13 protein-coding genes are annotated in these 13,607 nt (G+C 73.1%); 6 read left to right on the top strand and 7 right to left on the bottom strand.

The window, feature by feature from the left end:
• The first annotated feature begins 222 nt into the window (after window positions 1–222).
• Both BIU90_RS01490 and BIU90_RS01485 read left to right on the top strand, forming a co-directional pair.
• Complete coding sequence (locus BIU90_RS01490) at window positions 223–1,026, top strand: NAD(P)-dependent oxidoreductase (protein WP_071298480.1); 804 nt, start codon at window positions 223–225, stop codon at window positions 1,024–1,026.
• Between the two features lie 69 nt (window positions 1,027–1,095).
• Complete coding sequence (locus BIU90_RS01485) at window positions 1,096–2,094, top strand: LacI family DNA-binding transcriptional regulator (RefSeq protein ID WP_083403625.1); 999 nt, start codon at window positions 1,096–1,098, stop codon at window positions 2,092–2,094.
• 200 nt (window positions 2,095–2,294) lie between these two features.
• On the opposite strand, the gene BIU90_RS01480 is transcribed toward BIU90_RS01485, so the two are convergent.
• The 3 genes from BIU90_RS01480 to BIU90_RS01470 all read right to left on the bottom strand — a co-directional run bounded on the left by BIU90_RS01480 (window position 2,295) and on the right by BIU90_RS01470 (window position 4,440).
• Window positions 2,295–2,969: a TrmH family RNA methyltransferase gene (locus BIU90_RS01480; protein ID WP_071298478.1), complete on the bottom strand. Its 675-nt coding sequence runs from the start codon at window positions 2,967–2,969 to the stop codon at window positions 2,295–2,297.
• A 39-nt stretch (window positions 2,970–3,008) separates the two neighbouring features.
• Window positions 3,009–3,677 (bottom strand): hypothetical protein, encoded by a 669-nt coding sequence (locus tag BIU90_RS01475; RefSeq protein WP_139195057.1) that lies wholly within the window; start codon window positions 3,675–3,677, stop codon window positions 3,009–3,011.
• Window positions 3,678–3,741: 64 nt separating this feature from the next.
• Complete coding sequence (locus BIU90_RS01470; RefSeq protein WP_175470106.1) at window positions 3,742–4,440, bottom strand: TetR/AcrR family transcriptional regulator C-terminal domain-containing protein; 699 nt, start codon at window positions 4,438–4,440, stop codon at window positions 3,742–3,744.
• Window positions 4,441–4,532: 92 nt separating this feature from the next.
• Between BIU90_RS01470 and BIU90_RS01465 the strand changes: the two genes are divergently transcribed.
• Genes BIU90_RS01465 through BIU90_RS01455 form a run of 3 tightly spaced genes read left to right on the top strand, consistent with a single transcriptional unit; the run spans window position 4,533 to window position 6,767 of the window.
• Window positions 4,533–5,330, top strand: a complete 798-nt coding sequence (locus BIU90_RS01465; RefSeq protein ID WP_071298476.1) for an HAD-IIA family hydrolase — start codon at window positions 4,533–4,535, stop codon at window positions 5,328–5,330.
• A gap of 1 nt (window position 5,331) precedes the next feature.
• Window positions 5,332–6,120 carry a trans-aconitate 2-methyltransferase gene (locus tag BIU90_RS01460; protein WP_071298475.1) on the top strand — a complete coding sequence of 263 codons (789 nt, stop codon included), beginning with the start codon at window positions 5,332–5,334 and terminating at the stop codon, window positions 6,118–6,120.
• A 23-nt stretch (window positions 6,121–6,143) separates the two neighbouring features.
• Window positions 6,144–6,767 carry a nucleotidyltransferase domain-containing protein gene (locus BIU90_RS01455; protein ID WP_071298474.1) on the top strand — a complete coding sequence of 208 codons (624 nt, stop codon included), beginning with the start codon at window positions 6,144–6,146 and terminating at the stop codon, window positions 6,765–6,767.
• 54 nt (window positions 6,768–6,821) lie between these two features.
• On the opposite strand, the gene BIU90_RS01450 is transcribed toward BIU90_RS01455, so the two are convergent.
• The 3 genes from BIU90_RS01450 to BIU90_RS01440 form a co-directional block, all read right to left on the bottom strand.
• Window positions 6,822–7,694 carry a L,D-transpeptidase gene (locus tag BIU90_RS01450; RefSeq protein WP_254786903.1) on the bottom strand — a complete coding sequence of 291 codons (873 nt, stop codon included), beginning with the start codon at window positions 7,692–7,694 and terminating at the stop codon, window positions 6,822–6,824.
• Between the two features lie 125 nt (window positions 7,695–7,819).
• Window positions 7,820–9,580, bottom strand: coding sequence for a phosphatase PAP2 family protein (locus BIU90_RS01445; RefSeq protein ID WP_217640884.1), 1,761 nt, complete (start codon window positions 9,578–9,580; stop codon window positions 7,820–7,822).
• Between the two features lie 140 nt (window positions 9,581–9,720).
• Window positions 9,721–10,665, bottom strand: a complete 945-nt coding sequence (locus BIU90_RS01440; RefSeq protein ID WP_175470105.1) for a CPBP family intramembrane glutamic endopeptidase — start codon at window positions 10,663–10,665, stop codon at window positions 9,721–9,723.
• 21 nt (window positions 10,666–10,686) lie between these two features.
• Between BIU90_RS01440 and BIU90_RS01435 the strand changes: the two genes are divergently transcribed.
• Window positions 10,687–11,376: a metal-dependent transcriptional regulator gene (locus tag BIU90_RS01435; protein WP_071298471.1), complete on the top strand. Its 690-nt coding sequence runs from the start codon at window positions 10,687–10,689 to the stop codon at window positions 11,374–11,376.
• A 500-nt stretch (window positions 11,377–11,876) separates the two neighbouring features.
• On the opposite strand, the gene BIU90_RS01430 is transcribed toward BIU90_RS01435, so the two are convergent.
• The gene (locus tag BIU90_RS01430; RefSeq protein ID WP_254786902.1) at window positions 11,877–13,175 is read right to left on the bottom strand and encodes a sodium:proton exchanger; all 1,299 of its coding nucleotides are present in this window, start codon (window positions 13,173–13,175) and stop codon (window positions 11,877–11,879) included.
• Between the last annotated feature and the right edge of the window lie 432 nt (window positions 13,176–13,607).

The raw sequence follows: 13,607 nt of genomic DNA, 5'->3' as shown, positions 1-13,607 counted from the left end.
GGGCCAGGGCGGGCGCGGCCGGCGCGTCGGGCGGCCGCGGCCGGGGAGCGCGGTTCGCACAACCGAGAGCACTCCGCGCCACGGAATCGGGCGGTGCGGGGTGCCTCCCGTTGTGCGAGCGCGGATCGCACCGCACCGCCGAACCGCACCGCCCCGCCGAACCGCACCCGCCAGCGCGCCGACCCCGTGGGGACACACGCACCGGCGAGTACGGTCACGCGCATGGCGACGTTGCTCATCACCGGCGCGGCCGGACGCATCGCGACGGCGCTGCGCCCCCGGCTGCTCGACGCGGGACACGACCTGGTGCTGCTCGACGAACGGCCTCCGCACCCCGACCTGCGTGAGCGGGAACGGTTCGTCGAGGGCTCCGTGAACGACCGGCCGGCGCTGGACGACGCGTGTGCCGGCGTGGACATGGTCGTGCACCTGGCGGGCATCCCCACCGAGGACACCTGGGAAGCCCTCCTCGACACGAACGTCACCGGGACGAAGAACGTGCTCGAGGCCGCTGCCGCAGCCGGTGTCGCCCGCGTGGTGCAGGCGAGCTCCATCCACGCCGTCGGCCGCGTCCCCGAGTCGATCGACGCCCCTGGCAGCGTCCCCGGCGACCGGCTCCCCCGCCCGGACACGTACTACGGCGCGACGAAGGCTGCGATGGAGCTGCTCGGCAGCATGTTCGCCGACCGCTTCCCCATGGTCGTCGTCTCCGCCCGAATCGGTGCCTTCGGCGAGCGCCCGTCGTCGCGCCGGGCGCTCCTGATGTGGAGTTCGCCGGACGACCTCGCACGCCTGGTCTCCGCGGCCCTGCGCCTGACCGAGCCCGGCCACCACGTCGTCTGGGCGGTGTCGCGCAACAGCGGTTCCCCCGCGGACCTGAGCGCGGGCGAGCGGATCGGCTTCCACCCGGAGGACGACGCGTCCCAGGTGCTCACCGCCGACGAGCGGAACGCCCTGCCCGACGAGGACATGCGGTTCCTTGGTGGGGGCATGGCCGACATGGCGCTGGGGAAGCCCCGCGCCTGACGACCGCTCACGCTTCGGCCAGCGTCGCACCGATAGCATCGGGGGACGAGCTGGAGGTCGATGCCGACGATGCCTGACGCGAAACCCGCGACGATCTACGACGTCGCTGCCCGCGCGGGGGTGTCGAAGTCGCTCGTGTCCCTCGTGCTGCAGCGCTCCCCCCGGGTGAGCGACCAACGTCGGGCCGCTGTGCTCAAGGCCATCCAGGAGCTCGACTACCGCCCGTCCACCGCGGCTGTCTCCCTCGCAGGCACCCGCAGCCGCACGATCGGCGTGGTGCTCGACGACTTCCGGAACCAGTGGTTCGTCGACCTGCTGACCGGGCTCCGCGAATCGCTGCAGGACCAGGGCCACCGCCTGGTCGTGGCCGACCGCTTCCTCAACACGGGGCTCGACGCCTCACCGGTCGAGGGCTTCCTGTCGATGCGCGTCGAGGGCATCGTCATCGCCGGCGAGCCCGACACCGACCTCGCGATCCCGGCGAGCATGCCCCTCGTCATCGCCGGCGGCCGCGTCGCGATCCCCCGCGCCGACACCGTCGCGAACGACGACCGCGCCGGAGGCCGCATGGCCGCCGAACACCTGCTGGCGCTGGGCCACCGCACGCTCGGCTTCGTCGGCGGCGGATCGGCGGCGTCCGTGGAACGTCGCGCGGGGTTCGAGGCCGGGGTGGCGGACAGCGGGACGGACGCGCGGGTCGTCACCACGATCCTCCCGGACGAGCTGACGGAGGACGCGGGCCTGCACGCCGCACGCACGCTCTTCGACGAGCACCCCGACGTGACCGCGCTGTTCGCGGCCAACGACGTGATGGCGCTGGGGGCGATGTCCTCGCTGGCCGAGCGTGGGCTGCGCGTCCCCGAGGACGTCTCGGTCATCGGCTACGACGACACCCCCGTGGCGGCGACGCGGTACGTGGGGCTGACGAGCATCGACGACCGGTCGGTCGAGATCGGGCGCGGGGCCGGGGAGCGGCTCCTCGCGAGGATCGGGGACCCGTCCGTGGTGGCACGCGAGTACCTGGTCGAGCCGCGGCTGGTCGCGCGGCGTACCACCGCGGCGCGCTGACGCGCGGCCCGGCCTGGAGGCCCGGGTCACCTCCGCCCCGCCGGCTCAGCCTGCCCCTGTCCCGCGGGTCTTCTGCCGGTCGCACGACGCGCCGCTCACGTCCGCCGAGGTCGCATGGAGTGCCGCTCGGGCCGTTCGCGGGCGGCAGTTCTCGCGACCTCGGCGTCGGCCGACGGCGTGTCGCGCGACCTCGGCCGGGCTCAGGGGCGGCGCGGCACCTCGGCGTGCTGCACGATCCACGCGTGCATCACGATCGCGGCGGCCGCGGAGGCGTTGATGCTCCGCGTCGACCCGTACTGCGCGATCTCCAGGTGGGCGTCCGCGCCGGCGACGGCCTCGTCGGTCAGGCCGGGGCCCTCCTGCCCGAACAGGAACACGCAGCGCTCGGGCAGCTCGGTCGACTCGAGCATCGTCGCTCCGGGGGTGTTGTCGATCGCGACGACGGGCCGCCCCTCGTCACGCATCGCCTGCAGGAACGCCTCCACGTCGGGGTGGTTCCGCACGTGCTGGTAGCGGTCGGTGACCATCGCCCCGCGGCGGTTCCAGCGGCGGCGCCCGATGATGTGCACGGTGCCCGCCAGGAACGCGTTGGCGGACCGCACGATCGAGCCGATGTTCAGGTCGTGCTGCCAGTTCTCGATCGCGACGTCGAACCCGTGTCGGCGGGTGTCGAGGTCGGCGACGATGGCGGCCATCGACCAGTACCGGTAGCCGTCGACGACGTTGCGGGTGTCGCCGTGCTCGAGCAGCTCCGGGTCCAGCCGTGGGTCCGACGGCCACGGGCGGGGATGCGGTCCGACGCCGTTCGTGGTGCGCTCGTGCGAGGGCGCGGGAGCGGGAGCGGGCTGCGGGGTCGGCTCCGGCTGATCGGTCACCGCACCAGCGTAGGGCGGTGCACGCGCTCCTCTTGCCGCTCAGGCGAACGGCGTCGTCGATGTCATGTCCGCGTGCCCGAGCACCACGGCGGCCGCGGCCACGACGATCGCCAGCATCACCGCACGGACCCACCACCCGCGCAGCAACGACACGATCAGCAGGAGCAGCCCGAGCCCCGCGATGCCGAACAGCACGATCGTCGCGGTCACCTGCGCTGCATCGTGCGCCGTGGACAGGCCCAGGAACGCCTGCACGATCGTGACACCGAGACCGATCGCCACCGCGGGTGCGCCGAACAGCACCGCGATGACGTACGTCGCGAGGACGAGCTGCTCGGCTGCGGACTCACCACGACGTCGGAGTTGCTCGGCCCGGGTCGGCAGGGCCTCGGCGACCTCCGGCGGGAGCGCGCCGGGCAACACGAGGTAGGCGCGCAGCTCCTTCTCCGACGCGGCCGAGGCCGCACGGCGTCGCAGGATCCGTCGCTCCCGGTCGTCGAGCGACCCGGGGTCAGCGGCGCCCCACCGCGCGGACTGGTCGAGCGCTCCGATGGAACGGTAGGTCGCCACGAGCGCTCGGCGGTACGCGGGCTCACCCGGTTCACGCCGGGCCATCGTCCGCAGACTCTCCCATGCAGCGCGTCGGTCGCCGCGCTCGAACACGGCGAGCGCACGTGCCACACGCTCCTCGGCCGTCGGTCGTCCCACGGAGCAGAACGCTAGCGCAGCGCCCGATCCCACCGGGCCGCCACGTCCTGGGCAGCGCGCGCGGTCAGGCCTGGGGCAGCCGCGCGTGGATCCCCGCCAGCAGGATGTCGAGGCCGAGCTCGAACCGCGCGTCGTACGAGTGCGTGCCGAGGACCTCCCCCACCAGCGCATGCCGCTCGGGCCGTCCGGCCTCGGAGTCGCCGCGGCCCACCAGCACACCGGCGTGCCCCACGACGAAGTCGTACACGACGAAGAACGCGTACATCGCCTCGACGTCGCTGAGCCCGCCGTCCTGCAGCGCCCCGACGACCTTCGCGACGACGGCGTCCGACTCGGAGGACACCAGCGGCGCCCGCTGACTGTGCGACTCGAGCACGAGCGGGTGCGTGACCATCAGGTCGCGGAAGGTGCGGGCGAACGTCCGGACGACGTCGTGCCACTCGTCCGGCCAGACGAAAGTCGCCGTGAACTCGTCGACCGTGCGCTTGACGAGTTCGGCGTGCAGGTCATCCAGACCGCCGATCGTCCGGTGCACGGTCATCGGCGCGACGCCGAGGCGCAGCCCGAGCGCCCGGAACGACAGGCGGTCGAGGCCGTCCTCGTTCGCGATGGTCGTCGCGGCCTCGATCACCTGCTCGCGGCTCAGGGCGTTCGGCCGCCCTCGGCGTCGCGGCGCAGCAGCACCAGGGACAGCAGCTCCAGCAGCGGCAGCCGCAGCCGCGGCGGACGCGCCGACGGCAGCGGTGTTCGGTTCGACGAGCACGGGGCCTCCTGGTTGCGGTACGTGTCCCGGAAAAAACCCTACCGGTGGTCGGTCTTCATGTGGGGCACGAGACGCGCCGCTAGGGTGAAGCCATGGCATCCCGCGACGAGGTCGAGTGCTGGCTGACGGACATGGACGGCGTGCTCGTGCACGAGAACCAGGCCCTCCCCGGCGCGCCGGAGCTCATCCAGCAGTGGCTCGACGAGGGCACCGAGTTCCTGGTCCTGACCAACAACTCGATCTTCACGCCGCGTGACCTCAGCGCCCGGCTTCGGTGGTCCGGCATCGACGTCCCCGAGGACCGCATCTGGACGAGTGCCCTGGCGACGGCGGACTTCTGCAAGTCCCAGATGCCCGGCGGCTCCGCGTTCGTGATCGGCGAGGCGGGCATGACGACCGCCCTGCACGAGGCCGGCTTCATCATGACCGAGACCGCCCCCGACTACGTCGTCGTCGGCGAGACGCGCAACTACTCGTTCGAGGCGATCACCAAGGCCGTTCGACTCATCCGCGACGGCGCCCGCTTCATCGTCACGAACCCGGACGCCACCGGCCCGAGCGCCGAGGGCGTGCTGCCCGCGACCGGTGCGATCGCCGCGATGATCGAGAAGGCCACCGGCAAGCAGCCCTACGTGGTCGGCAAGCCGAACCCGATGATGTTCCGCTCGGCGATGAACCGCATCGGCGCGCACTCCGAGAACACCGGCATGATCGGCGACCGCATGGACACCGACGTGCAGGCCGGCATCGAGGCGGGCCTGCACACCGTGCTCGTCATGACGGGCATCAGCGACCAGGCCGAGATCGACCGCTACCCGTTCCGCCCCAGCGAGGTCATCTCCGGCGTGCACGAGCTGGTCCGCTCGGAGCCCATCGAAGTCGAGATGTAGCGTGCGCTGGGATCCAGCCCGCTACGCGGCCTTCAGCGACGAGCGATCACGTCCCTTCCACGACCTGGTCGCGCAGATCGGACGGGAGGCCCCGCGCCGCGTCGTCGACCTGGGCTGCGGTCCCGGGGCCCTCACGGCCACCCTGTCCGAGCGCTGGCCGTCGGCCCGCGTCGTCGGGATGGACTCCTCGGCCGACATGCTGGCGCAGGCGGAGCCCCTGACGCACCGGCACCCGGGTCTGTCGTTCGAACGCCGCGCGATCGAGGACTGGGCCCCCACGCCGGAGGACGACGTCGTCGTCACGAACGCCGCGCTGCAGTGGGTCCCGACGCACACGGAGCTGCTGCCCGGGTGGCTGGCCGCGATGCCGTCCGGGTCGTGGTTCGCGATGCAGGTCCCGGGCAACTTCGACTCCCCGTCCCACGCGCTCATGCGGGCCGTCGCGGCCGAGGGTCCGTGGGCGTCCACGCTCGAGGGCGTCCTGCGCGCGGATCCCGTGCTCGACCCCGCGGGCTACCTCGAGCTGTTCGAGGACAACGGCTTCGCGGCAACCGCGTGGGAGACCATCTACGCCCAACTGCTCCCCGGCGAGGACCCGGTGCTCGAGTGGGTGCGCGGGACGGGGCTCCGGCCGGTGCTGGCCGCGCTCGACACGGCCGACCCCTCGGGAGCCACGACCGCCGCGTTCGAGGCCGAGTACGCCGAACGACTGCGCCACGCCTACCCCGCCGGCCCGCACGGCACCGTGTTCCCGTTCCGCCGCGTCTTCGCCGTCGCCCACCGGCGCTGACCCGCCCCGACCCGGACCCGTCGATGCGCCGCCGTAATGATCCCGCGGTCGACGTCTGGAGTCCGCTCTCCGTGCCGGCGGTCGCCGAACTCCTGTCAGGAACTCCCGCCTGGCTCTCCGGAGGGGTCGCGCTCGACCACTGGCTCGGGCGGGTCACCCGCGAGCACGGCGACGTCGACGTCAGCGTGACGCGGGGGCACCTGCCGTCGTTCCTGTCGACGCTCCCCGTGTCGCTCCGGCCGTTCGCCGCGCAGGACGGGTGGCTCACCCCGCTCGACGAACTCCCGTCGCTCGCCGGTGTCGTCAACGTCTGGTGTCGCGACGACCGCTCTGGGCGCTGGTCCCTGCAGGTCAACGCGGAGGTCGGGGACGACGCGTCCTGGGTGTACCGCCGCGACAGCGCCGTGACCCTGCCCTGGTCGGACGCGGTCCTCGTGGTGGACGGCGTCCGCACCGTCGCACCGCAGGTCCAGCTGCTGTGGAAGAGCCGCAGCCCGACCGCCACCGACGAGGACGACCGTCGGCAGGTGATGCCGCGGCTCGGCCCCGCGGCCGCCGAGTGGCTCGCCCGGTCGATCCGCACCGCCCATCCGGACTCGCCCTGGGCCGCTGACCCAGCGGACGGCGACCTGCATCGCGCCGATTGACCAATCTGGTCGGCGAGACCCGGGCCCAGGGGGACCTGATCCGACGGCCGCGCCCTACTCGACCGTGACCAGCGTCCCGAGCGGCAGCGCGTCGACCGCGGCAACGGCGTCCGCGTCCAGCCGCACGCAGCCGTGCGACACCGCACCCGAAGTAGCGGCGTTCCAGTGCATGCCGATCAGCCCGCCGTCGTGACCGCCGTACGGCTCGTCCGCGGCGCTCGAGTGCAGCGAGGTCAGCTGGATCGGGTGGTCGCCCGTGCCCTGGGACGCGTCGACGTACCGCTGCTCCAGGTACCCCGTCACGCCGGTCGGCGTCGGGGTCTGCGCCGTGCCGACCCCGGCCGAGAACGAGTGCTCCACGGCGCCGGACGCGTCGACGATCGACACCGTCTGGTGCTCCGTCGAGATGACCACGTGCGACGTCGGTGTCGCAGCCGCCGTCAACGCCGACACCGGCACCCAGGCGGAGGTCTGCGCAGCCGCCCCTGACTCACCCGCGGCAGAGGGCAGCTGCTGGCGGGCCGGCGTCAGGACGAGCTCCCACGCTCCCTCGCGACGGAGTCCGACGACGGTGCTCGGCTGCTGCAGGAAGTCCCGGGCGGCGAACCGGGCGACCGGGGTCGTGCGGTCCTGGCCGAAGAGCGGCGCGTCGGCCGACAGGTGGAACACGGTGTCGCGCGTGACGGTGCTCGCGAACGGCATCAGGCCGGGGACCACGGCGGAGTACCGGGCCTCGGGCAGGGCGGCGAGCGCGGCGGCGCTGACGGACGGGACCGCCGGGGTCGCCGTCGCCGAGGCAGTGGGGGTCGCGGACACCGGTCGACCAGCGTCGGGTGCGCTCCCGAGCAGGGGGACGGTGATCACACCGGCGGCGACGACGGCTGCGGCGGCGATGCCGACGGAGGTCCAGAGGGTGCGCTTGCGCAAGAGGGTGTGCTTCCTGGGTGGGACGGGGCGGACGGGAGGCGCGTGGCGGCGGTGCGCCGGGCCTCCCGTCCGGTGGGTGGTGGCGGGAGGACCGGCCGACGCCTGCGCGCCGGCCGGTCCACCGATCAGCCGCTGACGACGGGCAGGTGGATGCCGGTCGTCGAGCCGCTGGTGCCGTTCGTGCCGGTCCCGCCGGTGGCGGGTGCCGCCGTCACCGTGATCGCGAGCGGCGTGACCAAGGCGGTCGCTCCGGACGCGTCGACCAGGTCGACGGTGTGTGCGCCGGCCGCGGTGGCTGCCGGGATCGTCACGCTGCCGGTGGCGCTGCCCGTCGCGTCGGCGGTCAGCGCGCCGACGACGGTCGGGTCGCTGTGGAGCACGACCTGGTAGGTCGCCCCCGCGGTCAGCCCGGTGCCGGTGAGCGCGAGCTGCGCGCCGGCCTGCACGGTGGTGCCCGAAGGAGCGGTGAGCACGCCGGAGACGACCTTCGCGGTCCCGCCGGTGGCGACGACCTGCACGGACCCGTCAGCGGCGACGGCGACGGTGGCGCTGGTCGCGGCCGCCAGGTCGATGCGCTCCCACGAGCCGTTCGTGGTGCCGGACTGGTCGAGCGGGTCGCCCGAGGCGATCTCGGTCTGGGCCAGCACGGCGGTGCGCTGCGCGTCGGTCAGGGTCGGGAACGTGCTGAGCAGCAGGTTCTCGGCACCGGTCGGGACGCTCGCTGCCAGCGCCGTGGTGCCGGTCTTCGCGAAGCCGTAGTCCATGCGCTCGCGGTAGACGGCGACGGCCGAGGCCCGGTCGGTGACGACCTGGGCGGTGCCGCCGGGCACCGCCTTCCCGCCGTACGGGCTGTTCCGGTACGGCTGCTCGGCGGCGATGCAGGCCGCCAGCGTGTTGCCGCACTGCTGCTCCAGGTACTTCGTCAGCTCGGCACGCGCGGGCTCGAGGACCTCGGTGCGGAACTGCGTGTCGGACCAGCGCGCGGCGAGGGCGGCCTCGCCGTCGATGCGACCGCCCATGATGTCGAGTGGGTAGTGCACGCCGAGGACGATGCGGTCGTTGCCGGCCTCGGAGGCACGGGCGAGGATCTCCGGCGCGAGCTCGGGGACGAGCGTGGCGAGGGTGATGCCCGCCTGGTAGGCCGTCGTGGTGTGGCCGCTCGGGTAGGAGCCGCCCTGGCAGATGCCCTTGGTGCCGTAGCCGGCGTCGAGCACGACGTCGCTCGGCGAGAACTCGTGCGTGGTGTCGGTCTGCACGGGCACTCGCGTGATCGTCAGGTTGCCTTTCGCATCCGCCCACGTCTTGCCGGTGCGGTTCGCCGCGAGCGAGGATGCGTTCCACGTAGTCGGGGTGCAGTTCACCTGGTCGTCGGTCGCGGGCAGCGTTGCGGAGGCGTCCGTCGGCAGGTACGGACGCGGGTAGCTGTAGTGCGTCTTCGCGTCGCCGGTGCTGACGTACGCACCGGTCGTGCCCGTGTTGCTGTTGATGAGCGCCTCGGTCAGGGGCAGCGCGCCGCTCTGTCGGCCCTGCAGGTAGATCTTCTCGAGCGCGTCACCGAGCCCCTGGCCCACCGTCGAGGACTGGTCGTACCCGGTCGGCGCGTTCTTGTACTCCGAGTCCTGCAGTGCCGTGAACTGCTGCGCCGGCGTGGCGTTCTGGTTGATCCACGACGTCAGCTGGTCGTTCTGCGCGAGCGTCGCGCCGCTGACCACGGTGCCGTGCAGGTCGTTCGAGCCGCTCGACTTCCAGAACGAGTCGTACCCGTTCAGCAGGGAGACGAGGTCCGGCTTGGTGGTGGTGCTGGGGTAGTCGGCGGCGTTCGCCGTGAACGGGTTGCCGATGACCAGGGACGTCGCGATCGCAGCGACGGTCACCCCCGTGGCCATGGCGCGTGCGGATGTGCGCATGCGTGGTTGCCGCCCCGGGCGGGGCGGCGCTCCTTCCTGTTGCCGGCCGGCGTCGATGTCCGGGCGGGATCGCGGGCGACGGTAAGGAGGCTCGGTGACGGTCCGAGGAACGGCTCGGGTCAGCCAGGTGAACCGGTCGGTGTGTCTGTGCGGCTTCGCAGGTCGTTCCGGCCCGGAACGGGTTCGCGGTGTCCGGCAGGCGCTTCGTCGGTGTCGGAGTCGGAGTCGGTGTCCGGGTCGGTCGTGTCGTTCGTGGGGACGCCGCGCCACCGTCGACGGAGGCGCCAGGGTCGATCGTCGCGCCAGGCCACGAGCCCGCCCGCGACCACGCCGAGCGCCAGGACGGCGAAGGCGAACAACCCGAGGGCGCCGGCGACCGCGATGTCGTCGAAGCCCTGACGCGAGGTCGCCGACACCGCGATCGAGCCGAAGTCCCACACCGCGTGCAGCAGCACCGGCAGCAGCAGGTTGCCGGTCAGTCGTCGGGCGACGTAGAGCGTCGACCCGAACGACGCCGCGAACACGACCTGGATCAGCGTCGGGCCGATGCCCGCGCCGGCCAACGCGTTCAGCAGGTGCAGCAGCCCGAAGAGCACGCACGACGCGATCCACACGCCGAACTCGGGCAGGCGGCGGCGCAGGCCCACCAGCAGCACGCCGCGGGTCAGCAGTTCCTCGAACACCCCGACGAACAGCACACCGACGCCGAGCAGCACGAAGTAGTGCCAGGGCAGCGCCGTCCAGTCGACCAGCGGCAGGCGTGCCAGACACACGACGGCGATGAGCGCGGGGGCGGTCCACGTCCAGCGCGGGCGCCCACGGGTGGAGTCGACCGTCGCGATCCGCCACCAGCCGAGCGCGGTCACGACCACGGCGAGCGCCAGGGCCGCAATGCCCTCGGGGACGACGAGGGCCCGCACGACGCTGTCGACGGTCAGTCCCAGCGAGGGGTAGTCGTCACTCGGGCGTGCACGCCAGGCGCTGACCGCGGCGAACGCCACGAGCGGCGCGACCCCGATCAGCAGCGAGGGCGGCACCGGCCAGCGGGGTCTGCGTGACGGCATGCCTGTTTGTACCATTGCGGTATGCGCCTCCCCTCGCTCTCGACGATGGCCGAGGACTACGTCAAGCTCATCTGGAAGGCCCGGGAGCGCGGTGACGCCGGCATCGCGACCCGCGACATCGCCGCTGCGCTGAAGGTCTCGGCCTCGACCGTCTCGGGCAACCTCCGGAAGCTCGACCGCGACGGCCTGATCGAGCACACCCCTTACTACGGCGTCGTGCTCACCCCGCTCGGGCAGCAGGTCGCCGTGGCGATGGTCCGACGACACCGGCTGATCGAGTCGTTCCTGGTCTCCCGCCTGGGCTACACGTGGGACGAGGTCCACACCGAGGCCGAGGCCCTCGAGCACGCCGTGTCGGAGACGTTCCTCGACCGGGTCGACGCCGACCTGGGGCACCCGACGCACGACCCGCACGGGGATCCGATCCCGCGCGCCGACGGCACCGTGCCGGACTCCCCCGGGACGCTCCTCGGTACCGTCGAGCCCGGGTCGTGCGGGACCGTCGACCGGGTCTCCGACGACGACCCCTCGTTGCTGCGCTACTTCGACGAGCTCGGTGTCGGCCTCGGCACTCACCTGCGCGTCGAACAGGTCCGGGACTACGCGGGCGTCATCGCGGTGTCCCGGCGCTCCCCGGACGGCACCGAGTCCCTGGTGGACCTGCCGAGCGCCGCCGCCGCCGCGATCTGGCTCGCGCCCGACGCCGACTGACCCGCGCCCGCGGCCCGTGCCCCCGCCGCGTGCGCGACATGCGTCGCGTTTGGCACGGTGCGACGTTGCGAACACGGTGCAAGCACGCGGCTCCCGCACCGTGTGCAGAACCTCGCACGTGCGCGCCGGTGCCCGCCCGTGCGCGCCGGTGCCCGCCGGTGCGCGCCGGTGCCCGCCCGTGCGCGCCGGTGCCCGCCGTCGCACAACATGCCGCTCAGGTCCGCCCAGGTCGCGGAAGGCGCCGCCCCCGGCGTGCGGCAGCGACGGACCATGCGACCTCGGCGCATCGCACGCGGCGCATCGCACGCGGCGCGTCATGCGACCCGGGCAAAGCGGCGGACGCACGCGGCGCGGGCCAGCGCCACCGCCACCCGACGGGAGGCGCGTGGCGGGCCCGCCACGCGCCTCCCGTCCGGCACGGTGCGAGGTTGCGGACACGGTGCGAGCACGCGGCCCTCGCACCGTGTGCAGAACCGCGCACGGTGCGAAGTCGCGCTGCGCTACTCCGCCGCGGCGCGCGACGGCCGGCGGAACGGCGCCGCCAGCGTCGGCACGATGTCGCGCCGGTTGATCCACAGCACCACGACGGCCACGACCAGGTGCACGACGCTGAGGATCCACCGCCCGCTGGTGTCCGTCACGACGAACTGCACCGCGAACAGCGCCACCAACGCGATCGCCGACCACCGGTGGAAGCGCAGCGCGATGATGATCGCCACTCCGAGCACGGTCTGCGAGGCGGTCAGCATGAACTCCTCGACCTGCCGACCGTCGAGCGGCAGCCCGCCCGTCGTCCCGCCGCCGAGCACGTGGGCGATCGGCAGCGACCCGACCAGCAGGGACCACTGGTTGACCTTCGACGCGATCAGCGTGCCGATCGCCGCGCCGCCCATCCCCCGCAGGGCGAACAGCGCCGCGACGATGAACTCGGGCGCCTCGGTCGCCAGCGGCGCGAGCCACTGCACCAGGAAGTAGCTGTCGATCCCGAGCGCGCTGCCGGACTGCACCAGGGCGTCGGCGAACGGTTCGGCCGAGGCCAGGATCACCGCGGCGGCCACGACGAACAGCGCCAGGATCGTCCACCGGCGCTGCCGCTGCGGCATCGACGCCAGGTTGCCGGCCATGCCGACCAGTTCCTCGTCGTCATCGTCGTCGTCCCCGGTCGCCGATGCCCGCCACAGGTACAGCACGAACGCGGCGAGGAGCACGAAGCCGAACCACAGCGGGATCGACCCCATCGCGGGGATCAGGAACGCCAGCAGTGCGAGCAGCGCCAGGAACCCGACGTCGACCCGGGCGGACCGTGACAGTTCGAGGACCCGGGTGGCCGACGACGGCAGGGTCCCGGCGCGGACGAACCGGCGGGCGACCAGCAGCGAGATGACGACGACGAGCGGCCACCCGAACCCGAGCAGCAACCGGTTGGAGCCGGTCATGTTGGCGGCGGCGAACTGCTCGTACGCGGGGTCGGAACCCGAGCGGAACGCGTAGTACAGGTCGACGGCGTACTCCGGCAGCACGGCGATGAGCGCCAGGATCGCGATGGCCAGCGCGCCGGCGATGTCCTTCTGGGCGGCCTCCGCGGCCCACGCGAGCAGGAACGACGCGGCGACGACGGCCGCACCGAACACGAGCAGGTCGACGACGGGGTTCGGGGCGAAGCCGGTCACCCGGAAGACGACGGCGGGAAGGGCGATGGCGAAGCAGATCGCGATCCGGGCCCAGGCGCTGGCGCCCATGCGGGGAGCGGGTGCGGGGGCACCGGTATCGGCGCGCTGCACGGCGATGGTGTCGGTCATGGTGGTCCTCGTGGTCGAGCCATGACGAAGCACACGGGAGGCTTCGGCCACAGCGGAACGGCCGAAGGTCTCGCTCGCTCCGACCACCGCAGACGGGCCGGTCGGAGTGGCGCACCGGGCCGATCGTCGTGATGGCCATTGTGTCGATGCGCGCGCTGGGAGCTACTCCCCTTCGGCACCCACTCTGGCGCGCTCCGATCCGCATGTGCAAGCCGATCCGGCCTGTTCGCCGCGCCGAATCCGGGTCTTGGTGCGCCCGCCCCGTGCCGCCGCGGGTCGGCCTGGAGGCCCGGCGCGACCCCGCCACGCGCCTCCCGTCCCGTGCACCCCACGCGACATGAGCGTCGCGACGACAAGTGCGCGCGTTCCCACGCGCGCACTTGTCGTTCCGGCGCGCAGATCGCGCCGGCGCCGGCGCCCGCACGGCGCCCG

The sequence above is a fragment of the Curtobacterium sp. MCBA15_001 genome (genome assembly GCF_001864835.1).
Classification (GTDB): Bacteria; Actinomycetota; Actinomycetes; order Actinomycetales; family Microbacteriaceae; genus Curtobacterium.
This window is presented reverse-complemented; position numbering and strand designations above follow the sequence as displayed.